General features: G+C 66.4%; 32 protein-coding genes. 21 read left to right on the top strand and 11 right to left on the bottom strand.

Annotated features, from left to right (window positions below; translation table 11 throughout):
* Positions 1–118 precede the first annotated feature (118 nt).
* Genes HHL15_RS14625 through HHL15_RS14635 form a run of 3 tightly spaced genes read left to right on the top strand, consistent with a single transcriptional unit; the run spans position 119 to position 1765 of the window.
* Entirely contained in the window at positions 119–826 is a 708-nt protein-coding gene (locus HHL15_RS14625; RefSeq protein WP_169146522.1) for a DUF2189 domain-containing protein, read from the top strand.
* Between the two features lies 1 nt (position 827).
* Complete coding sequence (msrA, locus tag HHL15_RS14630; protein ID WP_169146523.1) at positions 828–1385, top strand: peptide-methionine (S)-S-oxide reductase MsrA; 558 nt, start codon at positions 828–830, stop codon at positions 1383–1385.
* Positions 1386–1420: 35 nt separating this feature from the next.
* A complete protein-coding gene (locus HHL15_RS14635) occupies positions 1421–1765 on the top strand; it encodes an FKBP-type peptidyl-prolyl cis-trans isomerase (RefSeq protein WP_169146524.1) in 345 nt (114 codons plus the stop codon).
* Between the two features lie 69 nt (positions 1766–1834).
* On the opposite strand, the gene hisC is transcribed toward HHL15_RS14635, so the two are convergent.
* Complete coding sequence (gene hisC / locus HHL15_RS14640) at positions 1835–2926, bottom strand: histidinol-phosphate transaminase (RefSeq protein WP_169146525.1); 1092 nt, start codon at positions 2924–2926, stop codon at positions 1835–1837.
* A gap of 111 nt (positions 2927–3037) precedes the next feature.
* On the opposite strand from hisC, the gene hisB reads away from it, so the two are divergent.
* The 17 genes from hisB (at position 3038) to HHL15_RS14725 (ending at position 14974) form a co-directional block, all read left to right on the top strand.
* A complete protein-coding gene (gene hisB / locus HHL15_RS14645; RefSeq protein ID WP_169146526.1) occupies positions 3038–3625 on the top strand; it encodes an imidazoleglycerol-phosphate dehydratase HisB in 588 nt (195 codons plus the stop codon).
* Complete coding sequence (gene hisH, locus HHL15_RS14650; protein WP_169146527.1) at positions 3622–4260, top strand: imidazole glycerol phosphate synthase subunit HisH; 639 nt, start codon at positions 3622–3624, stop codon at positions 4258–4260. Before hisB ends, hisH begins: the two co-directional genes overlap by 4 nt.
* 54 nt (positions 4261–4314) lie before the next feature.
* Positions 4315–5061 (top strand): 1-(5-phosphoribosyl)-5-[(5-phosphoribosylamino)methylideneamino]imidazole-4-carboxamide isomerase, encoded by a 747-nt coding sequence (hisA, locus tag HHL15_RS14655; protein ID WP_169146528.1) that lies wholly within the window; start codon positions 4315–4317, stop codon positions 5059–5061.
* 4 nt (positions 5062–5065) lie between these two features.
* The gene (gene hisF / locus HHL15_RS14660) at positions 5066–5824 is read left to right on the top strand and encodes an imidazole glycerol phosphate synthase subunit HisF (protein WP_169146529.1); all 759 of its coding nucleotides are present in this window, start codon (positions 5066–5068) and stop codon (positions 5822–5824) included.
* A complete protein-coding gene (gene hisI / locus HHL15_RS14665) occupies positions 5821–6225 on the top strand; it encodes a phosphoribosyl-AMP cyclohydrolase (RefSeq protein WP_169146530.1) in 405 nt (134 codons plus the stop codon). Before hisF ends, hisI begins: the two co-directional genes overlap by 4 nt.
* Positions 6222–6548, top strand: coding sequence for a phosphoribosyl-ATP diphosphatase (locus HHL15_RS14670; protein ID WP_169146531.1), 327 nt, complete (start codon positions 6222–6224; stop codon positions 6546–6548). The genes hisI and HHL15_RS14670 overlap by 4 nt, the downstream gene beginning before the upstream one ends.
* 12 nt (positions 6549–6560) lie before the next feature.
* On the top strand, positions 6561–6908 hold the full coding sequence (locus HHL15_RS14675) for a histidine triad nucleotide-binding protein (RefSeq protein ID WP_169146532.1): 348 nt from the start codon (positions 6561–6563) through the stop codon (positions 6906–6908).
* Between the two features lie 17 nt (positions 6909–6925).
* Entirely contained in the window at positions 6926–7153 is a 228-nt protein-coding gene (gene tatA / locus HHL15_RS14680; protein WP_169146533.1) for a Sec-independent protein translocase subunit TatA, read from the top strand.
* 98 nt (positions 7154–7251) lie between these two features.
* Positions 7252–7827 (top strand): Sec-independent protein translocase protein TatB, encoded by a 576-nt coding sequence (tatB, locus tag HHL15_RS14685; protein WP_169146534.1) that lies wholly within the window; start codon positions 7252–7254, stop codon positions 7825–7827.
* Positions 7824–8561: a twin-arginine translocase subunit TatC gene (gene tatC / locus HHL15_RS14690; protein WP_169146535.1), complete on the top strand. Its 738-nt coding sequence runs from the start codon at positions 7824–7826 to the stop codon at positions 8559–8561. Before tatB ends, tatC begins: the two co-directional genes overlap by 4 nt.
* Positions 8562–8635: 74 nt before the next feature.
* Entirely contained in the window at positions 8636–9304 is a 669-nt protein-coding gene (locus tag HHL15_RS14695) for a hypothetical protein (RefSeq protein ID WP_169146536.1), read from the top strand.
* A gap of 135 nt (positions 9305–9439) precedes the next feature.
* Positions 9440–9646 carry a hypothetical protein gene (locus HHL15_RS14700; protein WP_169146537.1) on the top strand — a complete coding sequence of 69 codons (207 nt, stop codon included), beginning with the start codon at positions 9440–9442 and terminating at the stop codon, positions 9644–9646.
* Positions 9647–9834: 188 nt separating this feature from the next.
* On the top strand, positions 9835–10404 hold the full coding sequence (locus HHL15_RS14705) for a lipocalin family protein (protein WP_206198775.1): 570 nt from the start codon (positions 9835–9837) through the stop codon (positions 10402–10404).
* An 18-nt stretch (positions 10405–10422) separates the two neighbouring features.
* Entirely contained in the window at positions 10423–11973 is a 1551-nt protein-coding gene (locus tag HHL15_RS14710) for a cryptochrome/deoxyribodipyrimidine photo-lyase family protein (RefSeq protein WP_169146539.1), read from the top strand.
* A 3-nt stretch (positions 11974–11976) separates the two neighbouring features.
* Positions 11977–12138, top strand: a complete 162-nt coding sequence (locus HHL15_RS14715; protein ID WP_169146540.1) for a DUF2256 domain-containing protein — start codon at positions 11977–11979, stop codon at positions 12136–12138.
* On the top strand, positions 12135–13436 hold the full coding sequence (locus HHL15_RS14720; protein ID WP_169146541.1) for a DASH family cryptochrome: 1302 nt from the start codon (positions 12135–12137) through the stop codon (positions 13434–13436). Before HHL15_RS14715 ends, HHL15_RS14720 begins: the two co-directional genes overlap by 4 nt.
* Positions 13433–14974: a cryptochrome/photolyase family protein gene (locus HHL15_RS14725; protein ID WP_169146542.1), complete on the top strand. Its 1542-nt coding sequence runs from the start codon at positions 13433–13435 to the stop codon at positions 14972–14974. The genes HHL15_RS14720 and HHL15_RS14725 overlap by 4 nt, the downstream gene beginning before the upstream one ends.
* A 75-nt stretch (positions 14975–15049) precedes the next feature.
* Here HHL15_RS14725 and ychF read toward each other — a convergent pair whose 3' ends face one another.
* The 8 genes from ychF to argB all read right to left on the bottom strand — a co-directional run bounded on the left by ychF (position 15050) and on the right by argB (position 25428).
* Entirely contained in the window at positions 15050–16141 is a 1092-nt protein-coding gene (gene ychF / locus HHL15_RS14730) for a redox-regulated ATPase YchF (protein ID WP_169146543.1), read from the bottom strand.
* 106 nt (positions 16142–16247) lie between these two features.
* The gene (locus tag HHL15_RS14735) at positions 16248–17441 is read right to left on the bottom strand and encodes an acetylornithine transaminase (RefSeq protein ID WP_169146544.1); all 1194 of its coding nucleotides are present in this window, start codon (positions 17439–17441) and stop codon (positions 16248–16250) included.
* Positions 17442–17542: 101 nt separating this feature from the next.
* Positions 17543–19246 (bottom strand): bifunctional protein-serine/threonine kinase/phosphatase, encoded by a 1704-nt coding sequence (locus HHL15_RS14740; protein WP_169146545.1) that lies wholly within the window; start codon positions 19244–19246, stop codon positions 17543–17545.
* A gap of 202 nt (positions 19247–19448) precedes the next feature.
* Positions 19449–20663 (bottom strand): nitrate/nitrite transporter, encoded by a 1215-nt coding sequence (locus HHL15_RS14745; protein ID WP_169146546.1) that lies wholly within the window; start codon positions 20661–20663, stop codon positions 19449–19451.
* A 165-nt stretch (positions 20664–20828) separates the two neighbouring features.
* Entirely contained in the window at positions 20829–21140 is a 312-nt protein-coding gene (nirD, locus tag HHL15_RS14750) for a nitrite reductase small subunit NirD (RefSeq protein WP_169146547.1), read from the bottom strand.
* An 11-nt stretch (positions 21141–21151) separates the two neighbouring features.
* Positions 21152–23614, bottom strand: coding sequence for a nitrite reductase large subunit NirB (gene nirB, locus HHL15_RS14755; RefSeq protein ID WP_169146548.1), 2463 nt, complete (start codon positions 23612–23614; stop codon positions 21152–21154).
* A gap of 339 nt (positions 23615–23953) precedes the next feature.
* Positions 23954–24457 carry a disulfide bond formation protein B gene (locus tag HHL15_RS14760; RefSeq protein WP_169146549.1) on the bottom strand — a complete coding sequence of 168 codons (504 nt, stop codon included), beginning with the start codon at positions 24455–24457 and terminating at the stop codon, positions 23954–23956.
* A 71-nt stretch (positions 24458–24528) separates the two neighbouring features.
* Entirely contained in the window at positions 24529–25428 is a 900-nt protein-coding gene (gene argB, locus HHL15_RS14765; protein WP_169146550.1) for an acetylglutamate kinase, read from the bottom strand.
* Positions 25429–25577: 149 nt separating this feature from the next.
* Between argB and HHL15_RS14770 the strand changes: the two genes are divergently transcribed.
* The gene (locus HHL15_RS14770; protein ID WP_169146551.1) at positions 25578–25781 is read left to right on the top strand and encodes a cysteine-rich CWC family protein; all 204 of its coding nucleotides are present in this window, start codon (positions 25578–25580) and stop codon (positions 25779–25781) included.
* Here the strand turns inward: HHL15_RS14770 and nudB are convergent.
* The gene (nudB, locus tag HHL15_RS14775) at positions 25747–26220 is read right to left on the bottom strand and encodes a dihydroneopterin triphosphate diphosphatase (RefSeq protein ID WP_169146552.1); all 474 of its coding nucleotides are present in this window, start codon (positions 26218–26220) and stop codon (positions 25747–25749) included. The two genes, HHL15_RS14770 and nudB, sit on opposite strands and share 35 nt — an antisense overlap.
* On the bottom strand, positions 26217–26660 hold the full coding sequence (locus HHL15_RS14780) for a barstar family protein (protein ID WP_235943405.1): 444 nt from the start codon (positions 26658–26660) through the stop codon (positions 26217–26219). The genes nudB and HHL15_RS14780 overlap by 4 nt, the downstream gene beginning before the upstream one ends.
* Positions 26661–26665 lie beyond the last annotated feature (5 nt).

Consider the following 26665-nt stretch of genomic DNA (forward strand, 5'->3'; position numbering starts at 1 on the left):
GGCGGGTTCTTGATCCCGCTCATGGATTCCGTCGGCATTCCGGTGCCAGATGGGGCTCTTTGTCCGGAGTGCCGCCGTGGTCGCGTCCCCTGTTCCCCGCAGCGTTTCGTTCTCTCGGTTGAAATGGGTCCTGGCCGCCGGCTGGCGCGAGCTGTGGCGGGGCTCGTTATCCGCTCCGGCGCTCGCCCTGGCCGCCGTGCCGGCCGTGCTGGGGACGCTCATCCTGGCCGGGCTTTTGAAGGCGGGGCTGGCCCCCATGGTGCTGCCGATGGCCGGCGGATTCCTGCTGGTCGGGCCGGCCGCCTGGCCGCTGTTCCTGGCCCTGCGTCGTTGCGGAAGCTTGCACGGTGCGACCTGGGTATTGCGGGGCATGCCCAGGGGGCTGTGGGCCCTGGCGGGAGTCTGCCTGCTGCTGTTCCTGATCTGGATGTCGGACGCCGCGACGGTCTACAGCTTCATGATCGGCGGCGAGACAGGGATCGGTGGGGCACGTGTCGCCTGGTTCCTGCTGCTGACCAGCGTGATGGGGGTGGTGCTGGCCCTGATCGTGTTCTGCATTGCTGTTTTTTCCGTGCCCTTGCTGCTCGACCGGAGGGCAGGCCTGGTGCAGGCGGTGATGGCCAGCGTGAAGGCGGTGTTTGCCAGCCCGGGAACGATGCTGCTGTGGGCCGGGGTGCTGGGCGTGACCGGGATCGTCTCGGCCTTGTGCCCGCTGCTGCTGTTGCCGGCGCTGCCGTGGCTCGCCTTTGCGGGTGATCTCCTTTATCTTGAAATCTTTCCGCCGGACCATGGTCTGCCGGATGTCCCCACAACCCATCAGGACTGACATGGCAGACGACAACACGAAAAAAACCGAGGTGGCCATCCTGGCCGGTGGTTGCTTCTGGTGCCTGGAGGCGGTGTACCTTGGCGCAGAGGGCGTGCTCGGCGTGACTTCGGGCTACCTCGGCGGCCATGTGGATGCGCCCAGCTACCAGCGGGTATGCGACGGCGATACCGGCCATGCCGAGGCGGTACGCATCGAGTTCGACCCGGCCGTCATCGGCTTCGAGGACTTGCTCGACATCTTCTTCGCGATCCACGATCCGACCACGCCCAACCGCCAGGGCAACGATGTGGGTACCCAGTATCGCTCGGCGATCTTCTTCACCACGCCGGAGCAGGAAGCCCTTGCCGCGGAGAAGATCCGCCGGCTGGCCTGGGAGGGCGCCTTCGACGAGCCGATCGTCACCGAGGTGGAGCCGGCCCCGCACTTCTGGCCGGCAGAGCCCTATCACCACGATTATTTCGCCCGCAACGGTCATCAGCCCTACTGCCAGTACGTGGTGGCGCCCAAGGTGGCCAAGTTCCGCAAGGTGTTTGCCAAGCGCCTGCGGGCCGGATGACTTAGAATCCCGCGGTCTTTTACAAGGAGCGTTTCATGACCCAAACCACCACGGCGAGCGGCCTCGTCATTGAAGACCTGGAAGTCGGTACCGGCCCGGAAGCCACGGTCGGCCAGCACGTGCAGGTCCATTACACCGGCTGGCTCACCGACGGCAAGAAGTTCGACTCCAGCAAGGATCGCAACGACCCCTTCGTCTTCCCGCTCGGTGCCCGCCACGTGATCGCCGGCTGGGACGAGGGCGTGCAGGGCATGAAGGTGGGCGGCCGCCGCAAGCTGACCATTCCGCCGAACCTGGGCTATGGTGCCCGCGGCGCCGGCGGCGTGATTCCTCCGAACGCCACGCTGGTGTTCGAGGTGGAGCTGCTGGCGGTCAAGTGACGCCGGCGTGAGCCAATAAAAAGAGGGCGCTCCTGGGCGCCCTCTTTTTATTGGTGCGGAGACTTCGGTTCAGGCGAGGATCGCCTCCAGCGCCTGCACCAGCAGGGCGCACTGGGCGTCGGTGCCCACCGTGATGCGCAGGAACTGGTCGATCCGCGCCGATTTGAAGTGGCGCACGATGATGCTGCGCTCCCGCAGGGCGGCGGCCAGGGTGGCGGCGTCCCGCCCGGGGTGTCGGGCGAACACGAAGTTGGCGGCGGAGGGCAGGACCTCGAAGCCGAGTCGGGCCAGGCTGGCGGAGAGCGCGTCGCGGCTGGCGATGACCTGGCGGCGGGTCTGGTGGAACCAGGCTTCGTCGTCCAGCGCGGCACTGGCGCCGACGAGGGCCAGGCGGTCCAGCGGGTAGGAGTTGAAGCTGTCCTTCACCCGGGTCAGCGCTTCGATCAGCTCCGGCTGGCCGATCGCGAAGCCGACCCGCAGGCCGGCCAGGGAGCGGGATTTGGAGAGGGTCTGGGTGACCAGGATGTTGGGGTGGGTGCGCACCAGCTCCACCGCGGTGGGGATCGCGTCCAGGCCGCCGAAGTCCACGTAGGCCTCGTCGATGACGATGGGCGCATCGGGCAGGCCTGCGGCCAGGCGGGCGATCTCGGCCAGGGGCAGCAGGCGGCCGGTGGGGGCGTTGGGGTTGGGGAAGATCACCGCGCCCACCTTGCCGGCCCCGCGGGCCAGGTAGTCATCCACCCGGATCGCAAAATCGGCATCCAGCGGCACGGCTTCGAAGTCGATGCCGTAGAGGCCGCAATACACCGGATAGAAGCTGTAGGTGATGTCCGGGAAGAGCAGAGGTGCGTCGTGCCGGAGGAGGGCCTGGAAGGTGTGGGCCAGCACTTCGTCCGAAGAGTTGCCGACGAACACCCAGTCGGCCGGCACACCGAAATGGCGGGCCACCGCGGCCTTCAGCTGGCTGCCGGACGGGTCCGGGTAGAGCTTCAGGCGGTCGGCGTCCCCGCCGAGTTCGGCACGGATCGCCTCCAGCACATGGGGGCTGGGCGGGTAGGGGTTTTCGTTGGTGTTGAGCTTGACCAGGTTGGCGAGCTTGGGCTGCTCACCGGGTACGTAAGGCGTCAGGTCGTGGACGACGGGGCTCCAGAAGCGGCTCATGGCAGATCGGGCTCGGCGGCAGGCGCCGCCGCAAGGGACGGTAAAAACGACAGATGCTATCATGGCCCCATCCGTTCCCCAGTTTTCACAGTTTTCCGGAAAATCAGCGCAATGCGGCAAGCCGAAATCTCCCGCGATACCCTCGAGACAAAGATCCGGGTCAAGGTCGACCTGGACGGCTCGGGCAACAGTCAGCTCAACACCGGCATCGGTTTCTTCGATCACATGCTCGACCAGATCGCCCGCCATGGTTGCTTCGATCTCGATATCGAATGCCAGGGCGACCTGCACATCGACGGCCACCACACGGTGGAGGATGTGGGCATCACGTTTGGCCAGGCCTTTGCACGGGCGCTCGGCGACAAGAAGGGCCTGACCCGCTACGGCCATGCCTACGTGCCGCTCGACGAGGCCCTGTCCCGGGTGGTGGTCGATCTGTCCGGCCGTCCCGGCCTGGAGTTCGACATTCCCTTCAGCGCCGGCATGATCGGCGCGCTGGACACCCAGCTGGTGTATGAATTCTTCCAGGGCTTCGTCAATCACGCCGGCGTGTCCCTGCACATCGACAACCTCAAGGGCCGCAACGCCCACCACCAGTGCGAGACTGCCTTCAAGGCCTTCGGCCGTGCGTTGCGCATGGCGGTGACGCCGGATCCGCGCCAGGCCGGCGTGGTGCCTTCCACCAAGGGGGCACTATGAGCAGGGTGGCGATCATCGATTACGGCATGGGCAACCTGCGTTCGGTGGCCAAGGCCATCGAGCATGTGTCTGCAGGTGCCGGCGTGGTGGTGACGGCCGATCCGGCCGAGGTGCTGGCGGCTGAGCGGGTGGTCTTCCCCGGCCAGGGGGCGATGCCCGACTGCATGCGTGAGCTGGATGCCCGCGGCCTGCGCCCGGCGGTGCTGGAGGCCGCCCGCAGCAAGCCCTTCCTGGGGATCTGCATCGGCCAGCAGATGCTGTTCGAGCACAGTGAGGAGGGCAACGTGCCCGGGCTGGGCATCTTCAAGGGCGAAGTCCGGCGCTTCCCGGCAGAAAAAATGGTGGCGGCCGACGGTTCGCGCCTCAAGGTGCCCCACATGGGCTGGAACGAGGTCTGGCAGAAGCAGGCCCACCCCCTGTGGGCCGGCATCGAGGATGGGGCCCGCTTCTACTACGTGCACAGTTATTACGTGGACCCGGCCGACCCGGCACTGGTAGCGGCCACCACCGACTACGGCATCCCCTTTACCGGGGCGGTAGCGCAGGCTAATATCTTCGCCATCCAATTCCACCCGGAAAAGAGCGCGCAGGCGGGCTTGCAGCTTCTGTCGAACTTCATGTCCTGGAAGCCCTGACGCCGTTCCTTTCCATCCCGTCGCCTCGTTTCAACTCCTTTACCGCCCTCTCCTATGCTGCTGATTCCCGCTATCGACCTCAAGGACGGTCACTGCGTGCGCCTGAAACAAGGCGAAATGGACGCCGCCACGGTCTTCTCTGAAGACCCCGGTGCGATGGCCAGACACTGGATTGACCAAGGCGCCCGGCGCCTGCACCTCGTTGATTTGAATGGTGCTTTTGCCGGAAAGCCGAAGAACGGCGCTGCCATCAAGTCCATCCTCGACGAAGTGGGCGATGAGATCCCCGTGCAACTCGGTGGGGGCATCCGTGACCTGGATACCATCGAGCGCTACCTGGATGCCGGCCTGACCTACGTCATCATTGGTACCGCGGCGGTCAAGAACCCCGGTTTCCTGCACGATGCCTGCAGCGCCTTCCCCGGCCACATCATCGTCGGCCTGGATGCCAAGGACGGCAAGGTCGCGGTGGATGGCTGGTCCAAGCTCACCGGCCATGACGTGGTCGACCTGGCGAAGAAGTTCGAGGATTACGGTGTCGAAGGCGTGATCTACACCGACATCGGCCGCGACGGCATGCTCTCTGGGGTTAACATCGAGGCCACCGTCAAGCTGGCTCAGGCCCTGCGCATCCCGGTCATCGCCAGTGGCGGCATCGCCACCATCACCGACGTGGAAGCCTTGTGCGCGGTGGAGTCCGAAGGCATCTCCGGTGCCATCACCGGCCGCGCCATCTACGAGGGCAGCCTCGATTTCGGCGCCGCCCAGTCGCGGGCCGACGAGCTCAACGGAGCGAGCTGACCCCATGCTCGCCAAGCGCATCATTCCCTGTCTCGACGTCAGCGCCGGACGGGTCGTCAAGGGCATCAATTTCGTCGAGCTGCGCGATGCGGGCGATCCGGTCGAAGTGGCGCGCCGCTACGACGAGCAGGGCGCCGACGAGATCACCTTCCTCGACATCACGGCCAGTTCGGACGACCGTAACATCATCCTGCACGTGGTGGAGCAGGTGGCCGAACAGGTCTTCATTCCCCTCACCGTCGGTGGCGGTGTGCGCACTGTCGATGATGTGCGGCGTCTCCTCAATGCCGGTGCCGACAAGGTCAGCATCAACACGGCCGCGGTGAACAACCCGCAGGTGGTGGCTGATGCCTCCGGCAAGGTGGGCAGCCAGTGCATCGTGGTGGCCATCGACGCCAAGCAGGTCGCGCCGGGCAAGTGGGAGGTCTTCACCCATGGCGGGCGCAACCGCACCGGCCTGGATGCCATCGACTGGGCCCGCAAGGTCGCTTCCCTCGGAGCCGGCGAGATCCTCCTCACCAGCATGGACCGGGACGGCACCAAGAACGGCTTCGACCTGGGGCTGACCCGGGCGGTGTCCGACGCGGTGGCGATCCCCGTGATTGCCAGCGGCGGCGTGGGCAACCTGGACCATCTGGCCGATGGCGTGACCGAAGGCCGCGCCGATGCCGTGCTGGCCGCCAGCATCTTCCACTTTGGCGAGCACACCGTGCGCGAGGCCAAGGAGCTGATGCGGGCCCGCGGCATCGAGGTGCGCCTGTGAGTGCCCAGCCTGCTTCCACCGCCTGGCTCGACGAGCTGCTGTGGGACAAGGACGGCCTGATTCCCGCCATCGCCCAGGATGCCGTCACCGGCGACGTGCTGATGTTTGCCTGGATGAACCGCGACGCCCTGGCGCGAACGGTTGAAACAGGTGAGGCGGTATATTTCTCGCGTTCCCGCGGCAGGTTGTGGCACAAGGGCGAAGAGTCCGGTCATACCCAGAAGATCCGCGAGATCCGCATCGATTGCGACAACGACGTGGTGCTTCTGAAGATCGAGCAGGTGGGTGGGATAGCCTGCCATACCGGGCGGCGTAGCTGCTTCTTTCAGAAGTACTATGCGGACGGCCGCTGGGAGGCTGTCGACCCGGTTCTCAAAGACCCGAAGGATATTTACAAATGATCGATATTGAAGTGCTGCACCGTGTGTCCGAGACCCTCGCTGCGCGCAGGGAGGCGAGTCCTGATTCCTCCTATGTGTCCAGCCTGTTCCACAAGGGCACTGACGCGATCTGCAAGAAGGTGGCCGAAGAGGCAGCCGAAACCATCATGGCGGCCAAGGACAAGGACCTGCTCCATGTGGTCTGGGAAGTGACTGATGTGTGGTTCCACACCATGGTGCTGCTGACCCATTTCGGTCTTTCGGTGGACGACGTGCTGGCCGAGTTCCGGCGTCGCGAGGGTGTATCGGGGATAGACGAGAAAAAGTCGCGAACTGCCAAGTAAGGAAAGAGTCTCATGCAGGATTGCCTGTTCTGCCGTATCGTGCGCGGGGAAATCCCCGCTGCCCGGGTGTACGAGGACGAACTGGTGCTGGCCTTCAAGGACATCCAGCCGCAGCGTCCGGTGCACGTGCTGGTCATCCCCAAGCGCCACATCACCTCCCTGGCCGACGCCACCGAGGCCGATACGGAAACCCTGGGGCGGATGCTGGTGGTTGCCGGCCGGATTGCTGTTGATCAAGGCAGCACCGACGGGTTCCGGTCCATCATCAACACCGGTCGCGTCGGCGGGCAGGAAGTCATGCATGTGCACATGCACATAGTAGGTGGGCAGGAGCCTGTCGGGCCGATGCTTAAACGGTAGTTTTCCAGGAGATTTGAATGGGTTCCTTCAGCATTTGGCACTGGCTGATCGTGTTGGTGATCGTCATGCTCGTGTTTGGTACCAAGAAGCTCCGCAACATCGGGCAGGATCTCGGTGGTGCGGTCAAGGGTTTCAAGGACGGCATGAAAGAGGCCGACCAACCGGGCAGCGATGCCAACCAGAAGATTGCCGGCGGCACCGGCCAGACCATCGACGCCGAAGCCAGGGAAAAGAACAAGTCCTGATCCCGGCCCGCGGCAGGCGCGGAAAAGGGGCGGGCAGCCCCTTTTTCGTTTGTGCCGCCCGTCCCCGTATTGCGTATCTCAATTCTTAGGCGAATCGGATGTTCGACATCGGTTTTTCGGAGCTCATGGTCATCGGCATCGTGGCGCTGCTGGTGCTCGGCCCCGAGCGGCTCCCCAAGGTGGCCCGGACCACCGGGCACCTGCTCGGCCGTCTGCAGCGTTATGTCTCTGATGTGAAGTCGGACATCAACCGGGAGATGCAGCTCGAGGAGCTCAAGAAGCTCCAGGACGAGGCTCGCCAGGCGGCGATGTCCATGGAGACGAACATCCGCTCCCAGGTCGCGGAGGTGGAGCAGGGGGTTTCGTCTTCCCTCCAGAGCGCATCGTCCGCGGTGTCCGGGCTGGAGGACAGCTTCAAGGCTGCGGCTGAACCGTCGGCAGCTGAGTCTCCGGCGGCCCTCAGCGATGCGGAGGCTGCCGCCCGCCTTGATCAGCAGCTTGCCGAGGCGGAGAGCCAGTCCGGCTTTGCCGCTTTTCCCGAGACTGCCCCCGGCGCGCCGTCCGCAGCCGTCGCCGAGGATCCTGCCGCTCCGGTGGTGGATGAGCGGCAGCTCGGCCTGAATTTCGATCATTCCGCCATGCCCACCACGCCCACCCGGAACACTCAGTCATGAGCGGCCAGGAAGATACCTTCATTTCCCACCTGGTCGAGCTGCGAGACCGCCTGCTGCGTGCGGTGGTGGCGGTGGTCATCGTGTTTGCCGGCCTGATGCCGTGGGCCGGCGACATCTACGACATCCTCGCCCACCCGATGATGCAGGCGCTGCCCGAAGGCACCCGCATGATCGCGACCGGGGTGGTCACACCCTTCTTCGTGCCCATGAAGGTGACCCTGATGGTTGCCTTCGTGATCGCCCTGCCTTTCGTGCTCTACCAGGCCTGGTGTTTCATCGCGCCGGGACTCTATGCCCACGAGAAGCGTCTCGGGCTGCCGCTGGTGGTGGGCAGCACGGTGCTGTTCCTGGCGGGCATGGCCTTCTGCTACTTCTTCGTGTTTGGCACCGTCTTCAGTTTCATTGCCCAGTTCGCGCCCAAGAGCATCACCCCGGCACCGGATATAGAGCAGTACCTGTCCTTCGTGATGTCCATGTTCCTGGCCTTCGGTATCACCTTCGAGGTGCCGGTGTTCGTCATCGTACTGGTCAAGCTCGGGGTGGTCGATGTGGCCAAGCTCAAGGAGGCGCGTCCCTACGTGATCGTCGGCGCCTTCGTGGTGGCTGCCGTGGTGACGCCGCCGGACGTGGTCTCCCAGTTGATGCTGGCGATCCCCATGTGCCTGCTGTACGAGCTGGGGATCTTCCTGGCGCGCTTCGTCACCGCCAGGCGCAGCGAAGCGGTCAGCGACTGAGTCCTGCCAATCTGTCCTCAAGGTGGCGGGCTGGCACCCGATAACATGGCAATCGAATTTCCCGGTTTGCCTTCATGTCTTCGGCCAATGTCCGCCTCAAGCTGCACTTCGATCTCGATCTGGCCGTTCCGGCCCAACTGAGTGCACTCGATCACGAGCGTTTGTGCAAGGCGTTTGCCACCGCGCTTGGCGCAACCGTCATCCAGGGGCTGCCGGTCATTGCCGGCAAGCAGCTGGGCAAGGCCGGCATCACGGTGGTGGGCAGCCACCATCACCTGGACGCGGTCAGCCTGGTGGCCCAGACAGTGGACCGGCGCCGGATCATCGCCGTGGCCCCGCACCTGACCGACAAGGAGGTGGATCTCCTGGCGGCGAAGGCGGCACCCAAACTGCCGGCCAGTCCCTCCGAGGCGTCCGGCTATCTGCGTCGCCAGGCCCTGGCGCTGGTCAATGAATACCGTCTCGTCCCCTGCTCGGTTGCGGCGTTGCTCAGCAGCGGCCAGCCCACCCGCATTGCGGGGCGTCTCAACCTCACCAACGGCCATATCTTTCTCGGCGAAGAGCACCGCCAGACCCGTCTCCAGGCCAACCAGGGGCCGCTGGAGGTCAGCATTGAGGGTACCTCGATCGTGGTGGCTGCGGAGAGCTCCGGGCATACCCTTACCGGGCCGGTGCTGGACGTGCAGGTGCCTGTCCTGGTGCCCCATCGCGACGCGCTGATTGCGCTCTGGCAGGCGGCCTGACGCGCTTTTGCCGGTCAGTGCCAAATGCGTCATGCCCGTGCTCCATGGTGTGGGTCGATCCGAGAACTAGTTCTCGATCAATCCGGGCGATCTGGCCGATCCTGTTCACCAAGGAAAGAAATCTTGGAGACGGTGATGTACAAGCGCTTGAACAACCCGGAATGCAATGCGAATGAGCGAGGTCTGGAGCGGCGCTCAGGTTCCGACCGGCGCCAGCGGGAAGGACGCTCCCCCACCGGTTACGAGCGTCGTCGGCAAGTCGAGCAGCGCGCCATCGAGGTCGTTGAGCTGTTCCTGTCCAGGGAGGCGCTGGAGATGCTCAAGGAGAAGTGGCGGCATTGATCTCCCTGTTCGCCGGCCTGTAGGGCCGAATCCGATCGTTTGAATTATCAGGAACCCCCGCCGGTGCGAGCCGGCGGGGGTTTTTCATTGTTTGTGGCCATGGCCGGAATTCCGGAGTTGCGCGGAATTTGATTGGACAAATTGTGTTTTTGTCCTGGACAATAATGATTCGAATTTTTGATTTGTCCATGATGAAAAAACTGGCGCACTGCGCCCGCGGATGGGGCCTGGCCCTGTCGCTCGCCTTGCCTGCCCTGGTGACGGGCTGTGCATCGATCGGCCCGCCGCCAGGCGTCACGCCGGTGGCTCCCTTCGACTTTTCGCGCTACCAGGGGCGGTGGTACGAGCTTGCCCGTCTGGATCACAGCTTCGAGCGTGGCATGACCGATGTCTCGGCGGTGTACAGCATCCAGCCGGACGGTAGTGTGCGCGTGGTGAACCGGGGCTTCGATCCCTCAGCCGGGCGGTGGCGCGAGGCGGTGGGAAAGGCCTTGTTCAGTGGCATGCCGACCACGGGGTCGCTCAAGGTGTCGTTCTTCGGGCCCTTCTACGGCGGCTATCACGTGGTGGCCCTGGATGCGGCGTATCGATGGGCCCTGGTGATGGGCCCCGACCGCAGCTACTGCTGGATTCTGGCGCGCGACAAGCAGCTTGATCCCGTGCAGCGCGAAGTCATCACCACGCAGGCGAAGGCGTTGGGGATCGACACCGCCGCGCTGATCTGGGTGGCGCACGAGCGCCAGGATTCCACTCCCTGAGCCTGCTGAGCCTGCGCCATGACCTACTCCGTCGTCTGGTTCAAGCGTGACCTGCGGGTCCACGACCACGCCCCCTTGCTCCAGGCCGCCCGGCGCGGTCCCGTGCTGTGCCTGTACGTTGTGGAACCCAGCCTCTGGGCGCAGCCGGACTGCGCCCTGCAGCACTATCTCTTCCTGGAGGAGAGCCTGCGCGACCTCGCCCGGCAACTGCGTCACTGCGGAGCAGAGCTACAGATCGCCGTGGGTGAGATGACACAGGTGCTGGGGCGCCTGCATGCCCTTGCTCCCTTTGAGACCCTGTTGTCGCACGAGGAAACCGGCAACGGCCATACCTTCGCGCGCGATCGGGCCGTTGCCCGCTGGTGCCGTGAGCAGGGGGTGGCCTGGCAGGAGTGGCCTCAGCACGGTGTCGTTCGACGCCTGTCTTCACGTGATCTCTGGAGCGCCCGGTGGCAGGCGCACATGCAGGCCCCGTGCCTGCCGGCGCTGCTACCGGGGAGTCTGCGGGGCTGCGGCTTGCCCTGGCCCGCCCAGGCCTGGCCAGCGGCAGATGAGCTTGGCCTCGCCGCGCATGACCCACCCCGACGCCAACGTGGCGGGCGCACCCCGGGCGGGCAGGTGCTGCAGGATTTCCTGGGGGAGCGCAGCCGTCAGTACCGGGGCGGCATCTCGTCCCCGCTGATGGCACCCACTGCCTGTTCGCGGCTGTCGCCCTATCTTGCCCTGGGCTCCCTGAGCATGCGCGAGGTGGTGCAGGCTACCAAACACCGCATCGCGGAGATCAGCGACGCTGCGGTGCCGGATTCGGCCTGGCAGCGCCAGGGGCTGACGGCCTTCCTGAGCCGCCTGCACTGGCACTGCCACTTCATCCAGAAGCTCGAATCCGAGCCTGCGCTGGAGTTCCGGAACCTGCACCGGGGCTACGACGGGCTGCGTGAAAGCGAGTGGAGCGAGGCGCATTTTGCCGCTTTGGTGGCCGGGCGCACGGGCTGGCCCATGGTGGATGCCTGCGTTGCCATGCTGCGTGAGACGGGGTGGATCAATTTCCGGATGCGCGCAATGCTGGTCTCTGTGGCTGCGTATCCGCTGTGGTTGCATTGGCGCCCGGTCGGCCTGTGGCTGGCGCGGCAGTTCCTGGATTACGAGCCCGGCATCCACTGGAGCCAGATGCAGATGCAGGCCGGCACCACCGGCATCAACACGACGCGCGTGTACAACCCCGTCAAGCAGGCCCAGGACCATGACCCGAAGGGCCGGTTCGTTCGCCGTTGGCTGCCCGCCCTGCGCCGCGTGCCCGACGCCTGGCTGCTGCAGCCCTGGCGCATGCCGGCCGACGTGCAGGCGCGCTGCGGCGTGCGCGTGGGGCAGGAGATTCCTGCTCCCCTGGTGGAACTGGACGTCGCCACCCGCGAGGCCAAGGCCCGTGTCCATGCCCTGCGGGCCCAGGCGGAAGTGCGTGCCGCGAAGGCGGCCATCGTCGACAAGCACGGCTCGCGCCTGGCGCGGAGCACGCGTGAGCAGCGTCTGCCGCCCGCCCCGGACCCCCGGCAGCAGAGCCTGGACTTCTGAGTCATGCACAAGAAGCCACACCTGCCCCGGAAGCTGTGCCCGCACTGCGGCCTGCCCTTCGCCTGGCGCAGGAAATGGGCGCGAAGCTGGAGCGAGGTGAAGTACTGCTCCGAACGCTGCCGCAGCGCCCACCGGCGCGGCAGCGGCAGCAGGGAGGTCGCATGAGTTCGGTACTGTTCTGGTTTCGTGCCGACCTGCGGCTGCATGATCAGCCGGCCCTGCAGGCTGCCTGCGCTGCGGGTACCCGGCATCTGGTGCCGGTATTCTGCCTGCCTGATTTCGAGGAAGTCAGCCCTTGGGGATTTGCCCGCTGGGGCACGCAGCGCCGTGCGTGGCTGGCAGGCGCACTGCGTGATCTGGGAGACCAGCTCGACGGGCTGAACTGCCCCTTGCTGGTGTGTCCGGGGCCCGCGTCCCTCGTGCTGCCCATGCTGGCACGCGCGGTGGGCACCGACACCGTTGTGTGTGAGGACATCGCCGCCCCCGAGGAGAGGGCCGAAGTCGCCGCGCTGCGGGCCACCGGTTTGTCGGTGCGCACTGTCTGGCAGAGCAGCCTGCTCGATCCTGCTCAGCTGCCGTGGGCGGAGAATGCCTTGCCCGCCACCTTCACGTTGTTCCGGCAGGGGGTGGAGAGGGCGCATCTGAGCCCGCCCGCGCCCTTGCCGCCGCCGTCAGGGCTGCCGTCCTGGCCTCCGGGGGTTGGTCTGCCTCCGCAGCTGCGTAGCGACCCGTCGTGGTGCCTTGCGGAGCCTCCGCCTGCAGACGCACGTTCATCGCTGCCCCATGGGCAGGCCGGGTTGGGTGGCGGCGAGACCGCGGGGCTGGCACATGCGGCCCGCTACCTGGCCTGCCGGCGGCCCGACAGCTACAAGCAGACGCGCAACGGCCTGACCGGCGTGGACTACTCCAGCAAGTGGTCGCCCTGGCTGGCTACGGGGGCACTGTCGGCAAGACGCATCCTTGCCGGGCTGCGGCAGTACGAAGCGGTGCATGGGGCGACGGAGAGCAGCTACTGGTTGTGGTTCGAGTTGCTGTGGCGTGACTATTTCCGCTTCCTGCATCTGCAGCATGGCGCGAGGCTTTACCACGCACGCGGGTTGGGCTCGAACCCCAGCCCGCCACACAACGCGGCGGGCTTCGCGCGCTGGTGCCAGGCGGCCACCGGCGAGCCGCTGGTTGATGCCGCGATGCGCGAACTGGCGGTTACCGGCTACCTGAGCAACCGGCTGCGTCAGGTGGTGGCCAGCTATCTGCTGCATGAGCTTGGCGGTGACTGGCGGGCCGGCGCCGCCTGGTTCGAGGCCTGCCTGGTGGACTACGACGTGTATAGCAATCAGGGCAACTGGCTGTACGTCGCGGGCCGGGGTACCGACCCCCGGGGCGGGCGCCGCTTCAATGTGGCCAGGCAGGCGGCCGAACATGACCCGGAGGGGGGGTACCGGCGCCTGTGGGGCGTGGCATGACGGGCTCCAGCCATACCCTGCGCCTGGTCCTGGGGGATCAGCTGAATCCCGGGCATTCATGGTTTCAGACCGTGGATCCGCAGGTGGTGTACGTGCTCATGGAGGTGCGCCAGGAGACCGACTACGTGCTTCACCATGCGCAGAAGATCATCGCCATCTTTGCCGCCATGCGCGAGTTCGCCCGTCAGCTGCGCGCAGCGGGGCACCGGGTGCGCTACGTGACGCTGGACGATCCGAGCAACCGCCAATCCATCCCGGAGAACCTGGCTGCGCTGGTACAGCACTACGCTGCCCGGCGCCTGGAGTGGCAGTCTCCCGACGAATGGCGGCTGGATGTCCTGCTGCGCAGCTGGGCTGCACAGCAGGAACTGACGACCGAGGAGGTCGGCAGCGAGCATTTCCTGACCGCCCGGCACGAGCTGGCCGAGCTGTTCGCGGGCCGCAAGCAATGGCTGATGGAGCATTTCTACCGCCACATGCGCCGCCGCTTTGGCCTGCTGATGGATGCCCAGGGCAAGCCCGAAGGCGGGCAGTGGAACTTCGATCACGACAACCGCAAGCCCTGGCCGGGCACGCCGGCGGAGCCGCTGGACGCGCGCCCCGTGCATGACCACAGCGGGCTGTGGGCGATGCTTGCCCGCTGCGGGGTCGGCAGCTTCGGCGATGCCCAGGCCGGGGAGATGCGCTGGCCGGTGAATCGCAGCGAGGCGCTGGCCTGCCTGGAGGCCTTCGTCCAGACCGCGCTGCCGCACTTCGGCGACTTTGAAGACGCCATGAGCAGCACGAGCCCGCGCCTGTTCCACTCGCTGCTGTCGTTTGCGCTCAACGTGAAGATGCTCCACCCGCTCGAGGTGGTGCTGCGGGCCGAGGCGGCCTACCGGCAGGGCCGGGCACCCCTGGCGGCGGTGGAGGGCTTCGTGCGGCAGATTGTGGGCTGGCGCGAGTATGTGCGGGGCATCTACTGGGCGCACATGCCCGGCTACGACGAAGGCAATGCGCTCGGCCACCACCTGCCCTTGCCGCACTGGTTCTGGAGCGGCGAGACAGGCATGCGCTGCCTGCAGCATGCGATCGGCCAGTCACTGCGCACGGCGCATGCCCACCACATCCAGCGCCTGATGGTGATCGGCAATTTCGCGCTGCTCGCCGGGCTGGACCCGCAGGCGCTGCACCGCTGGTACCTGGGCGTCTATATCGATGCCTTCGAGTGGGTGGAGCTGCCCAACACCCTGGGCATGAGCCAGTGGGCCGACGGCGGCATCATCGCCACCAAGCCCTATGTCAGCAGCGCGGCCTACATTCGTCGCATGAGCGACTACTGCCAGGGCTGTCGTTACGACCACAAGCAGCGGATTGGCGACAAGGCTTGCCCCTTCAATGCCCTGTACTGGGATTTCTTCGCCCGCCATGAGCCACTGCTGGGCGGCAACCATCGCCTGGGCATGGTGTACCGGCAGCTGCAGAAGATGCCGCCAGCCGAGCGCGATGCCCTGCAGGCGCAGGCTCAGGGCCTTCGTGGGGGCCTGGAGGCGCTTTGATGGGCTACGCCGCTGGAAGTGAAAAAGCCCCGTCTGCACGGGGCTTTTCTGGCACTGGCTGGGAGCGGCCTGGCGTCAGACGTTGAACAGGAAGTTCAGCACGTCACCGTCCTTCACCACGTATTCCTTGCCTTCGGAGCGCATTTTGCCGGCTTCCTTGGCGCCGGCTTCACCCTTGTACTTGATGAAGTCGTCGAAGGCGATGGTCTGGGCGCGGATGAAGCCGCGTTCGAAGTCGGTGTGGATCACGCCGGCCGCCTGGGGGGCGGTGTCGCCCACGTGGATGGTCCAGGCGCGGACTTCCTTGACGCCGGCGGTGAAGTAGGTCTGCAGGCCGAGGAGCTGGTAGCCGGCGCGGATCAGGCGGTTGAGGCCGGGTTCCTCAAGGCCCAGGTCGGCCAGGAAGGCGAGCTTGTCCTCATCGTCGAGGTCGGCCAGTTCGGCTTCGATCTTGGCGCACAGGGCGACGACCGGGGCACCTTCCTTGGCGGCGTGCTCGCGCAGGCGGTCGAGGTAGGGATTGTTGTCGAAGCCGTCCTCGGTGACGTTGCCCACGTACATGGCGGGCTTGAGGGTCATCAGGCACAGGGGCTTGAGGATCAGCTTTTCGTCGTCGCTGAGCTTCATGGTGCGTGCCGGCTGGCCCTCGTTGAGGTGGGGCAGCAGCTTTTCGAGGATGGCGACGAGCTTCTGGGCGTCCTTGTCGCCGGAGCGGCCCTTCTTGTTCTCGCGGTGGATGGCCTTCTCGACGGCGGCCATGTCGGCCAGGGCGAGCTCGGTGACGATGGTCTCGATGTCGGCGAGCGGGTCGACCTTGCCATTCACGTGGATGACGTTCTCGTCCTCGAAGCAGCGCACCACGTTGACGATGGCGTCGGTCTCGCGGATGTTGGCCAGGAACTGGTTGCCCAGGCCTTCACCCTTGGAGGCGCCGGCGACCAGGCCGGCGATGTCCACGAATTCGACAATGGCGGGTTGGATCTTCTGCGGCTTGACGATCTCGGAGAGGGCGTCGAGGCGGGGGTCGGGCACTTCGACGATGCCGACGTTGGGCTCGATGGTACAGAAGGGGTAGTTCTCGGCGGCGATGCCGGCCTTGGTGAGGGCATTGAAGAGGGTCGATTTGCCGACGTTGGGCAGGCCGACGATGCCGCATTGGAGAGCCATGGAATTCCTTTGATGTTCAGTAGCTTCCGGCGGGATGAGCCGGAAAACCCGCTATTGTAAGGCGGGTTCTCCGTTCATCCAAAGGCCGGGCGTGCCGGCTGCCGGTTCAGGCGCGCGGAACGTCGCGCAGCAGGCCGTCGAGGAGGGCGATCATCTGGTCGATCTCCTCGGTGGTGACCGTCAGCGACGGCATGAAGCGCAGCAGGTTGGGGCGCGGCGAGTTGAGCAGCAGGCCGGTGGGGCTGTGCTCCAGGGCCGCCTTGACCAGGGCCGGGCCGCGCTCGTCGTCGAGGATCAGGGCGCGCAGGAGGCCGTTGCCCCGTTCGCCCACCAGGCGGTGCTGGATGATCAGCTTGTCGAGGGCGGCAGCCAGGTAGCGGCCTTTTTCTTCGACGCTGTCGAGGAAGCCGGGGGCGATCAGGCGGCGCAGCACGGCGATGCCGACGGCGGTCATCAGCGGGTTGCCGTTGTAGGTGCCACCCTGGTCGCCGGGCACGAAGCAGCACACCTCTTCGCGGGCCAGCAGGGCGGAGAGGGGGACGCCGCCGCCGATGCCCTTGCCCAGGGTCATGATGTCGGGCTCGATGCCGGAGTGCTCGTAGGCGAACAGGCGGCCGGTACGGCCCATGCCGGTCTGCACCTCATCGACGATCAGCAGGATGCCGTGCTCCCGGGTGAGGGCGCGCAGGGCTTGCATGAAGTCGGGCTCGGCGGGGATCACGCCGCCCTCGCCCTGCACCGGTTCGAGCATCACGGCCACGGTCTTGGGGCCGATCAGGGCCTTCACCGACTCGATGTCGTTCAGGTTGGCCTTGGGGAAGCCCGGCACCTGGGGGGCGAAGAGGGTGTCCCAGCCGGCCTTGCCGGAGGCCGACATGGTGGCCAGGGTGCGGCCGTGGAAGCTGTGGTCGAAGGTGATGATCTCGTAGGCGCCGTCCTTGTGGACGCGGCCCCACTTGCGGGCCAGCTTGATCGCACCTTCGTTGGCTTCCGCGCCGGTGTTGGCGAAGAAGACGCGGTCGAAGGCGGAATGGCGGGTCAGCAGGTCGGCCAGCTCGATCATGGGGCCGTTGTAGAAGGCCGGGCTGGGGTTGATCAGCTTGTGGGCCTGCTGCTGCACGGCCTCGACGATCTCGGCCGGGCAGTGGCCGAGACAGTTCACCGCCCAGCCCTGCACGAAGTCCAGGTAGGCCTTGCCCTTGTTGTCGTACAGCCAGGAGCCTTCACCGCGCTCAAAGACGATTTCGGGCCGGTTGGTGATGTGCATCAGGGCGTTGGCGTCGAATTCGCCGTATTGCATGGCAGTGTTCCTTGTGTTCGAAACCCTCGATTTTAGCGCCAGCGAGGGCCCTGCCGGGCATGTCACGCAAAATTCACCGGAGACGGCCCGGAATGGGCCGCTCAGCGGGCCAGCAGCAGGAACAGCAGGAAGATGTTGAGCACCAGCGAGGTGACTGCCAGGAGCTTGAGCCCGAGTTGCGGGTCGCGCTGCAGCAGGGGGGACTTGCGCGGCACGCTGAGGGGGCGGCGGGCGCCCCGCTCGAGGGCCAGCAGGAACTCTTCGGCCGTTTCGAAGCGGGCCTTGGGCTCCCGCGCCACCGCCTTGAGCAGCACGGCTTCCAGCCAGTCAGGGATGTCGGGGCGGAAGCGGGTGGGCGGCACCGGGTCGCCGAAGCGGGGGGTCTGGAAGGGCTCGATTTCGCCGTAGGGGTACTTGCGGGTGAGGAGCTGGTAGAGGGTCACGCCCACGGCGTAGAGGTCCGTCTGCTCGTCGGCGGCGGCCGGGCGCGGGCCGAACAGTTCAGGGGCCATGTAACTGGGGGTGCCGGGGTTGTTGATCTCCTCGAACTTCTGGCCGTCCCGTTCGCCGTCGGAGGCGGCCACGCCCAGGTCGAGGATGCGCAGGCGGCCTTCCTGGTCCAGGTGCAGGTTGTCGGGCTTGATGTCCCGGTGGACGATGGACAGGCGATGCAGGGCGGCCAGGCCCTTGAGGATGCGCTCGCCCAGCTCGACGGTCTCGCCGCTGCCGAAGCGATGGTCGGTGTCGAGGCGGGCCTTGAGGGTGGCGCCCTCGTGCCAGCTCATCAGGTAGTAGAGGTGGCTGCGTTCCGGGTGGGGGATCACCTGGGGAAACCAGGCGTCGTTGACCCGCCGGGCCAGCCACTCTTCGTGGGCCAGGGCGGCAGCGGCCTCCGCATCGTCGTGCTCGGGGCGCAGGGTCTTGAGGACCCGCAGGCGGCCCTGGGCGTCACACACCCGGTAGAGCAGGGTGGCGATGGATTCGTGCAGCACCGCCTCCACGCTGAGGCCGTCCAGTTGCTGGCCGGGGTGCAGGCGCGGCGGCAGGGGCAGCTGGCGCAGGCGGGTGATGTTGTCCCGCAGGCGGTCGGGCGGCAGGCTGTCCACGTGCAGGACCAGCGCGGTGCAGTTGTCCTGGCTGCCGCCGTCCTCGGCGCTCATGGCGAGGCGGGCGGCGGCGTCCTGGGGGGCTTTCTCGGCTTTCAGGATGTCGCCGATGCGGCGCTCGCCCAACTGGCCCCAGACGCCGTCGCTCATCAGGGCGAAGATGTCCCCGGCCTCGAGGTCCCCGTCGGCGTAATCCACCGACAGGTGGGCATCCAGGCCGACGGCCCGGGACAGCACGTTGTTCAGCTCGGGGTGTTCCCACACATGGTCGGTGGTCAACTGTTCGAGCCGGCCGCCGCGCAGGCGGTAGATGCGCGAATCGCCCACATGAGCAAGGTAGAAGCGGCGCCCGCGCAGGACCACGGCCGACAGGGTGGTGGCCATGCCGGCGCTCTCCCGCGTGCGGCTCGCCAGGGACAGCAGCCAGCGGTTGAGGGCGGCCAGCACGGTGTCCAGGGATTTGTTGACCGCCCAGGTGTCGGGGGTGGCGTAGTAGTCGGACAGCAGGCCACGGACGGTGTATTCGGAGGCCTCGCGCCCGTTGGCGTGGCCGCCCACCCCGTCGGCCACCACCGCCAGGATGCCCTTGGCTTCCAGCTCGGCGCCTTCAGGCGTGACGGCGCCGCAGAAGTCTTCGTTGCGGGGCCGGGGGCCGGTGAGGGAGGCGTAGCCGAGGCGGGCCTGCAGGGAGGGGGTCATGGGCGGGGCCACTCGAGGCGACGCGGCAGTATGCCGCGGAACGGGAAGGAGCTGCAGGGGGAGACAGGATGGATGGTGCTGCCGCGCGTCCGGGCCTGCGGGCCTGGCCGCCAGGGAGCGCGGCCAGGTGAGTGCCAACCCTGAAGACCGCAGGGCCCGGGCCGCGCGGCAGACCTTCTCTCCCCCTCTTCAACTCATCAGATCAGATCTTGGCGCTGGTGAGGTGCGGAGCACCCCAGGTGGTGCGCCAGCGGCTCTTGACGGCGGTGAGACCGACCAGCGCGGCAACGGCCAGGGCGGCGAAGATCAGGAAGCCGGCCTGGTAGCTGCCGGTGACCTGCTTGCTGTAGCCCAGGCTGGAGGCCAGGTAGAAGCCACCTACGCCGCCGGCCATGCCGACCAGGCCGGTCATCACGCCGATTTCCTTGCGGAAGCGCTGGGGCACCAGCTGGAACACCGCGCCGTTGCCCATGCCCAGGGACAGCATGGCGCAGACGAAGACGGCCAGGGCCATCCAGGCCTCGGGCAGGCCGAAGCTGACGATGGACAGGAAGATCGCCGCCAGCACATACATGACGGTGAGGCTCTTGATGCCGCCGATGCGGTCGGCCACGTTGCCGCCGATGGGGCGCACCAGGCTGCCGGCGAAGACACAGGCAGCGGTGAAGAAGCCGGCCATCTTCGGGTCCAGCCCGTACTGGGTGTTGAAGTAGATGGTCAGCGACGAAGCCAGGCCGACGAAGCCGCCGAAGGTCACCGAGTAGAAGAACATGAACCACCAGGAGTCCTTGTCCTGGAGCACCTTCAGGTACTCCGCGAAGGATTTGGCCGGCGGGCATTCGGGGGCATCCTTGGCGAGCACCAGGTACACCACGAAGACGATCGACAGCGGGATCAGGGCCAGGCCGAACACGTTGACCCAGCCGAAGGCGGCCGCCAGGCCCGGGCCGAACAGGGCGGCCAGGGCGGTGCCGGAGTTGCCGGCGCCGGCGATGCCCAGGGCGGTGCCCTGGTGTTCCGGCGGATACCAGCGGGAGGCCAGGGGCAGGGCGACGGCGAAGGAGGCGCCGGCCACACCGAGGAAGAGGCCGAGGATCAGCACTTGTTCGTAGCTGTGGATGCCGAACTTCCAGGCCACCGCCAGGGCGGCGATCACGATGACCTGACCGATGGCACCGGCCATCTTCGGCTTGAGGTGGTCCACCAGCATGCCCATCACCATGCGCAGCAGGGCCCCGGCGAGCACCGGAGTGGCCACCATCAGGCCCTTCTGGGCGTGGGTCAGACCCAGGTCGGAGGCGATCTGCACGCCCAGAGGGCCGAGCAGTACCCACACCATGAAGGCGAGGTCGAAGTAGAGGAAGGCGGCGAGAAGGGTCGGTGTGTGGCCGGCCTTCAGGAATGATTTCTTGTCCATGGTCGTGGCTCTCGGTCTGTTTTCAAAAATCTTGGCGCAAACGCTCCCCCGGACTCCTGCAGGGGCGGCTTCAGCCGCCCGGAGGCCTCGAGGCATTGCGCGGTATTGGGGTGTTGGGAAGGTGCCGGGCGCGAGGGGCACCCCGGCCTTCCCGGGGAGTGGGGGTCAGAGCTGCATATAGACTTGCCCGTCTTCGATCTTCACCGGGAAGGGCGTGACGCAGCCGACGTCGGGCGCCGCCACCTGGCCGTCCTCCAGCTGGATCTTCCAGCTGTGCAGGGGGCAGGTGACGGTGCTGCCGTGGACGATCCCCTGGGACAGGGGGCCGCCCTTGTGCGGGCATTTGTCATGCACCGCGAAGACCTGGTCGGCGCTGTTGCGGAACAGGGCGATGCGGCCCTTCAGGCTGCTTTCCACGACGCGGGCACCGAGCACGGGCACGTCGGCGAGGGCACAGATCAGTGTCCAGTCGTTCATCGCTGCGCCCCTCACACCTTGATGATCTCGAATTCGCGCCTCAGGGCGCCGCCGGACGCGTCCTCGAAGCGCTCGGCCCAGGGATCCTTGTAGTTCTGCAAGGCAAACAGGAGCTTTTCGTGCAGTTCCTTGCGCCTTTCGGCGTTCTCCAGCACGTGCTGCTTGATGTGCTCCATGCCGACCCGCTCCAGGTAATGGCAGGTGCGCTCGAGGTAGAAGCCCTCTTCCCGATACAGCTGGATGAAGGCGCCGCCGTATTCCATCACTTCCTCGTCGTCGGCCACCTTGCAGAAGAACTGGGCGACCTCGGTCTTGATTCCGCCGTTGCCGCCGATGTAGAGCTCGTAGCCGGAATCCACGCCGATCACGCCGATGTCCTTGATGCCCGACTCCGCGCAGTTGCGGGGGCAGCCGGATACCGCGAGCTTGACCTTGTGGGGGCTCCACATGCCGAACAGCATCTTCTCAAGTTTGACCCCCAGGTCCATGGAGCGCTGGGTGCCAAAGCGGCAGTGTTCGGCGCCGACGCAGGTCTTCACGGTGCGCAGGCTCTTGCCGTAGGCGTGCCCGGAGGCCATGCCGGCGCGGGCGAAGTCGGCCCACATGGCGGGCAGGTCTTCCTTCTGCACGCCCAGCAGGTCGATGCGCTGGCCGCCGGTGACCTTGACGGTGGGGACCTTGTACTTCTCCGCGGCGTCGGCGATGGCGCGCAGTTCGGTGGGGGTGGTCAGGCCGCCCCACATGCGCGGCACCACCGAGTAGGTGCCATCCTTCTGGATGTTGGCGTGGGCGCGCTCGTTGATGAAGCGGCTCTGCGGGTCGTCGATGGCCTCGTGGGGCCAGGTCGAGATGCAGTAGTAGTTGAGCGCCGGGCGGCAGGTGGCGCAGCCGTTGGGCGTCTTCCAGCGCAGGTATTGCTGGGTGTCGGCGACGGACAGCAGCTTGTGGTCCCGGATCGCCTTGCGCACGTCGCCGTGGGACAGGTCGGTGCAACCGCACACGGCCTTGTTGTTGGAGTCGGCCGGCTGGTAGGCGCCGCCCACCGTGGAGGCCAGGATCTGCTCGACCAGGCCGGTACAGGAGCCGCAGGAGCTGGAGGCCTTGGTGTGCTTCCGGACATCCTCCAGGGAGAACAGGCCGTGTTCCTTGATGGCCTTGACGATGGTGCCCTTGCAGACCCCGTTGCAGCCGCATACCTCGGCGCTGTCGGGCATGGTGGCTGCCACGCTGTTGCCCTTGTGGCCTACGTCGCCCAGGTGCGCATTGCCGAACACCAGGTGGTCGCGGATGTCGTGGATGTTCTGCTCGTCCTTGAGCAGCTGGAAATACCAGGCGCCGTCCTTGGTGTCGCCATACAGCACGGCGCCGACCAGCTTGTCGTCCTTCAGCACGATGCGCTTGTAGATGCCCAGGCCGGGGTCGTGCAGCACGATGTCCTCGGTGCCCTCGGCGCCGGAGAAGTCACCCGCCGAGAACACGTCGATGCCGGTGACCTTGAGCTTGGTACTGGTCACCGAGCCCTGGTAGCGGCCGATGCCCATCTCCGCCAAGTGGTTGGCGCATACCTTGGCCTGCTCGAACAGCGGAGCGACCAGGCCGTAGGCGGTGCCGCGGTGGTTGGCGCACTCGCCGACGGCATACACGCGCGGGTCGTAGGTCTGCAGGGTGTCATTGACCACGATGCCCCGGTTGCAGTGGATGCCGGCCTGTTCGGCGAGGGCCACGTTGGGGCGGATGCCGGCGGCCATGCAGACCAGGTCGGCGGGCAGGCTGCTGCCATCCTTGAAGCGGATTGCGCAGACCCGGCCGGACTCGCCCTTCACCAGTTCGGCGGTGTGGGCGTTGAGCTTGAACTTCATGCCCTTGGCTTCCAGGGCGGCCTGCAGCATCTTGCCGGCGGTACGGTCGAGCTGGCGTTCCATGATCCAGTCGGAGAGGTGCACCACGGTCACGTCCATGCCGCGCAGGGCCAGGCCGTTGGCCGCTTCCAGGCCGAGCAGGCCGGCACCGATGACGACCGCGTGCTTGTAGCGGGCGGCGGCATCGATCATCTCGTCGGTGTCCTTGATGTCCCGGTAGGAGATCACGCCGGGCAGGTCGTTGCCCGGGATCGGCAGGACGAAGGGGGTGGAGCCGGTGGCCAGCAGCAGGCGGTCGTAGTCGACCGTGATGGTCTCGCCGCTGGCGGAGGTGGCGATCACCGATCGGTTGCGCCGGTCGATCTCGCCCACCCGGGCGCCCAGGTGCAGGTTGATGTCGTTGTCGGCGTACCACTGCAGGTCATTCAGGATGATGTCCTGGATGGTCATCTCGCCGGCGAGGACGGGGGAGAGCAGGATGCGGTTGTAGTTGGGATGCGGCTCGGCACCGAAGACCGTGATGTCGTAAAGGTCCGGGGCGATCTTCTGCAGCTCTTCGAGCGTGCGGACGCCCGCCATACCGTTGCCGACCATGACCAGTTTGAGTTTGCGCATGATTCCTCCGACGATTGATTCTCCCCGGGCGGTCGCAATGCAGCCGACTCGGGCGGTAAGCCTTGGGCAGGAGAAATCGTCGTTGATCGTGGTCGGGCCGTCGTTGGCCTGCCACGTCGCTCCGTCAGGAAGCGGAGCGCAAACACCTGGATTCAGGTGGCGCACTGCGCGGCAACATCATTATTGCCAGGCGTGCGCCTGAGTTGGAATCAATCTAGCAATGGCCGTGCCAGAAAGGGTTTTTCCAGTGATGACACGGAAAACCCTTGCCAGGGAGGGGGCCGGAGAGGGCGCGGGGCGCACTGCGATGGTGCGACTCGCCCCGCGCTGGGGCGCTTGTCAGGCCTGGGTCTTGCGGCGTTGCAGCAGGAAGCTGGCAAGCGAGATGAGGATGAGGGCGAAGACCACGAAGGACCAGTTGGCAATCGACAGGCCGAGGAAGGTCCAGTCGATGGCCGAGCAGTCGCCGGCGCCGCGGAAGATCATCGGCAGGGCCGAGGTGAGCGGAAAGCTCTCGAGCATGTACTCGAGGCCGGGGCCGCATTCGGAGACGGCCGGCGGAAACCACTGCAGCCAGGACTGGCGCGCCGCCACGCCGCCACCGGCAAGCGCGGCCAGACCCAGCAGGCCGGCGTAGAGGTAGAGGCTGCGGCCCCTGGGGTTGTGCAGCCCGGCGAGCAGGCCGATGAGGCCGCAGGCCGCCATGGCATAGCGCTGCATGATGCACATGGGGCAGGGTTCGATGCCCTTCACGTGCTGCAGGTAAAGGCCGAAGGCCAGCAAGGCGGCGCAGAGGCTGAACAGGGCCAGGCCCAGGGAACGGGGGGACAAGCGTGAGAGCATGGGAGAGAGGAACGAAGCCTGCGGGACTGTGAAGAGTATCCCGCAGGCCCCGGAGTTCCGCGCAGAGGGTTTTATTTGCTCTTGATCATCGTGCCGACGCCGTGGTCGGTGAGGATCTCGAGCAGCAGGCAATGCTCAACCCGGCCATCGATGATGTGCACGCTCTTGACCCCATTGCGGGCGGCGTCGAGGGCGGAGCCGATCTTGGGCAGCATGCCGCCGGACAGGGTGCCGTCCTCCACCAGCTCGTCGATCTGGCGCGGGGTCAGCCCGGTGAGCAGGTTGCCGCCCTTGTCGAGCACGCCCGGGGTGTTGGTCAGCAGGACCAGCTTTTCCGCCTTGAGGATCTCGGCCAGCTTGCCGGCCACTACGTCGGCGTTGATGTTGTAGCTTTCGCCATCCTCGCCGACGCCGATCGGGGCGATCACCGGGATGAAGTCGCCCTTGTCCAGGAAGGAGATCAGGCTCGGGTCGATCTGGGTGATGTCGCCCACCTGGCCGATGTCGATCAGGTCGCCCGGCGCGTCCTTGTTCTCCATCTTCAGCTTCTTGGCGCGGATGAAGCTGCAGTCCTTGCCGGTGAGGCCCACGGCCTTGCCGCCGGCCTGGTTGATCAGGCTGACGATCTCCTTGTTCACCTGACCGCCCAGCACCATCTCGACCAGCTCCATGGTCTCGGCGTCGGTGACGCGCATGCCCTGGATGAACTCGCCCTTCTTGCCGACGCGGGACAGCATGGTCTCGATCTGCGGGCCACCGCCGTGCACCACCACCGGGTTGAAGCCGACCAGCTTGAGCAGCACCACGTCGTGGGCGAAGCACTCCTTCAGGTGAGGGTCGGTCATGGCGTTGCCGCCGTACTTGATGACCAGGGTCTTGTCCTGGAAGCGCCGGATGTAGGGCAGCGCCTCGGCGATGATCGCGGCCTTCTGGGCGGGGGAAAGGTCGGAGGTGTCGATGTGTTCGGTCATGGTCGGCCTGCGGGCAAAGGTTTTCAGGTAGCCGCGATTGTAATGACCGGACCTGCAAACAAAAAGCGCGAAACGGTTGCGGGCACGTTGCAGGGGGCTGTCCCACCCACTTCCACTACACTCGAGGGTCTGATCGACAAGGATTTGCGATGGACGAACCGAAGAAGGATGTACCGCTCACCAATGTCTGCCCGGCTTGCGGTGTGCGTTTCACCTGCGGGATGGCGGCGGGGCTGGAGGCCTGCTGGTGTGCCAGCCTGCCGCCCGTGCTGGCGGTGCCGGCCGCAGGGGCGGGGCAGTGTTATTGCCCAGACTGCCTCAGGAAGGTGATTGCGGAGGCGGAGGCGCGCTGAGCCGCCGGGCCAGAAGGCGGATCGCGTCGCGGTTGGTCCACGAGAAGACCAGCGCTGCGGCTTCTTCCCAGGGGAGCCAGCGGCAGGCGGTGTGTTCGTCCGGGGCCAGGCGCACCGGCGTGTCGTCGGCGACCTGCAGGCTGAAGACGTGCTCGGTGTTGTGGGTCACCCCCGGCGCATAGCGGCCGCGCCAGCGGGGCAGGATAGAGAAGCGGTTGCTCAGTTGCCAGTCGGTGAGCGCGTCAGCCGTGATGGTGATGCCGGTTTCCTCGGCGACCTCGCGCAGGGCGGTGTCGATGAGGGCTTCGTCGCCCTCCCGGCTGCCCGTCACCGATTGCCACAGGCCGGCATTGCCGGCGCGTTCCATGACCAGCACCCGCAGCCCGGGGGTGTGGATGACCACCAGCACCGAGACGGGCTGTTTGGGTGGGCTGCTCACGCCAGGTCACGCAGCCAGGGCGCGGTCTCGTCGGTGGCCCCGACCAGGGTCCAGAACGGTACGCCATCTTCCCGCCAGGTGTCGGCGGCATCCTGGAACACGGACAGTGCCATGGCGAAGTCGGCGGGGTGGGCATTGGCGAAGCTGTCGGCGTTTTCGAGAGCGATCACGTAGCCATCCGCGGCGAGCCACGACATGTCGGTCAGGCAGTCAGCCAGCGCGTCCCAGTTGTGTCCATACCAGTCGGGGAAGGACAGGGCCTTGCCGACGGCGTCGAGAAAGCCCGCCCGGTCGGAAACCCGGGAGAGATCAATGCGCAGGAGAGGGTAGTCAAGGCTTTCGGAGGCTTCTTCGAGGGCGAGATCGGCGGCAAAGGGCATGCGGCAAGGCCCGGCCTTTTCGGCGCGGGGGAGCAGGAGGTGGAACTGGGGGGCGGTCATCGGGG

The organism is Zoogloea dura (assembly GCF_012927165.1).
Classification (GTDB): domain Bacteria; phylum Pseudomonadota; class Gammaproteobacteria; order Burkholderiales; family Rhodocyclaceae; genus Zoogloea; species Zoogloea dura.

What these genes read in the sequence shown, in the direction of transcription:
- HHL15_RS14635 (WP_169146524.1), top strand. Translation starts at nt 1,421, where the DNA reads ATGACCCAAACCACCACGGCGAGCGGCCTCGTCATTGAAGACCTGGAA.
- HHL15_RS14720 (WP_169146541.1), top strand. Translation starts at nt 12,135, where the DNA reads ATGAGTTCGGTACTGTTCTGGTTTCGTGCCGACCTGCGGCTGCATGAT.
- HHL15_RS14780 (WP_235943405.1), bottom strand. Translation starts at nt 26,660, where the DNA reads ATGACCGCCCCCCAGTTCCACCTCCTGCTCCCCCGCGCCGAAAAGGCC.
- hisA (WP_169146528.1), top strand. Translation starts at nt 4,315, where the DNA reads ATGCTGCTGATTCCCGCTATCGACCTCAAGGACGGTCACTGCGTGCGC.
- HHL15_RS14700 (WP_169146537.1), top strand. Translation starts at nt 9,440, where the DNA reads ATGTACAAGCGCTTGAACAACCCGGAATGCAATGCGAATGAGCGAGGT.
- tatB (WP_169146534.1), top strand. Translation starts at nt 7,252, where the DNA reads ATGTTCGACATCGGTTTTTCGGAGCTCATGGTCATCGGCATCGTGGCG.
- nirD (WP_169146547.1), bottom strand. Translation starts at nt 21,140, where the DNA reads ATGAACGACTGGACACTGATCTGTGCCCTCGCCGACGTGCCCGTGCTC.
- hisC (WP_169146525.1), bottom strand. Translation starts at nt 2,926, where the DNA reads ATGAGCCGCTTCTGGAGCCCCGTCGTCCACGACCTGACGCCTTACGTA.
- tatA (WP_169146533.1), top strand. Translation starts at nt 6,926, where the DNA reads ATGGGTTCCTTCAGCATTTGGCACTGGCTGATCGTGTTGGTGATCGTC.
- HHL15_RS14760 (WP_169146549.1), bottom strand. Translation starts at nt 24,457, where the DNA reads ATGCTCTCACGCTTGTCCCCCCGTTCCCTGGGCCTGGCCCTGTTCAGC.
- HHL15_RS14710 (WP_169146539.1), top strand. Translation starts at nt 10,423, where the DNA reads ATGACCTACTCCGTCGTCTGGTTCAAGCGTGACCTGCGGGTCCACGAC.
- HHL15_RS14715 (WP_169146540.1), top strand. Translation starts at nt 11,977, where the DNA reads ATGCACAAGAAGCCACACCTGCCCCGGAAGCTGTGCCCGCACTGCGGC.
- HHL15_RS14745 (WP_169146546.1), bottom strand. Translation starts at nt 20,663, where the DNA reads ATGGACAAGAAATCATTCCTGAAGGCCGGCCACACACCGACCCTTCTC.
- msrA (WP_169146523.1), top strand. Translation starts at nt 828, where the DNA reads ATGGCAGACGACAACACGAAAAAAACCGAGGTGGCCATCCTGGCCGGT.
- hisF (WP_169146529.1), top strand. Translation starts at nt 5,066, where the DNA reads ATGCTCGCCAAGCGCATCATTCCCTGTCTCGACGTCAGCGCCGGACGG.
- HHL15_RS14725 (WP_169146542.1), top strand. Translation starts at nt 13,433, where the DNA reads ATGACGGGCTCCAGCCATACCCTGCGCCTGGTCCTGGGGGATCAGCTG.
- argB (WP_169146550.1), bottom strand. Translation starts at nt 25,428, where the DNA reads ATGACCGAACACATCGACACCTCCGACCTTTCCCCCGCCCAGAAGGCC.
- HHL15_RS14695 (WP_169146536.1), top strand. Translation starts at nt 8,636, where the DNA reads ATGTCTTCGGCCAATGTCCGCCTCAAGCTGCACTTCGATCTCGATCTG.
- HHL15_RS14670 (WP_169146531.1), top strand. Translation starts at nt 6,222, where the DNA reads ATGATCGATATTGAAGTGCTGCACCGTGTGTCCGAGACCCTCGCTGCG.
- ychF (WP_169146543.1), bottom strand. Translation starts at nt 16,141, where the DNA reads ATGGCTCTCCAATGCGGCATCGTCGGCCTGCCCAACGTCGGCAAATCG.
- HHL15_RS14770 (WP_169146551.1), top strand. Translation starts at nt 25,578, where the DNA reads ATGGACGAACCGAAGAAGGATGTACCGCTCACCAATGTCTGCCCGGCT.
- hisB (WP_169146526.1), top strand. Translation starts at nt 3,038, where the DNA reads ATGCGGCAAGCCGAAATCTCCCGCGATACCCTCGAGACAAAGATCCGG.
- HHL15_RS14705 (WP_206198775.1), top strand. Translation starts at nt 9,835, where the DNA reads ATGATGAAAAAACTGGCGCACTGCGCCCGCGGATGGGGCCTGGCCCTG.
- HHL15_RS14740 (WP_169146545.1), bottom strand. Translation starts at nt 19,246, where the DNA reads ATGACCCCCTCCCTGCAGGCCCGCCTCGGCTACGCCTCCCTCACCGGC.
- HHL15_RS14675 (WP_169146532.1), top strand. Translation starts at nt 6,561, where the DNA reads ATGCAGGATTGCCTGTTCTGCCGTATCGTGCGCGGGGAAATCCCCGCT.
- HHL15_RS14735 (WP_169146544.1), bottom strand. Translation starts at nt 17,441, where the DNA reads ATGCAATACGGCGAATTCGACGCCAACGCCCTGATGCACATCACCAAC.
- tatC (WP_169146535.1), top strand. Translation starts at nt 7,824, where the DNA reads ATGAGCGGCCAGGAAGATACCTTCATTTCCCACCTGGTCGAGCTGCGA.
- hisH (WP_169146527.1), top strand. Translation starts at nt 3,622, where the DNA reads ATGAGCAGGGTGGCGATCATCGATTACGGCATGGGCAACCTGCGTTCG.
- nirB (WP_169146548.1), bottom strand. Translation starts at nt 23,614, where the DNA reads ATGCGCAAACTCAAACTGGTCATGGTCGGCAACGGTATGGCGGGCGTC.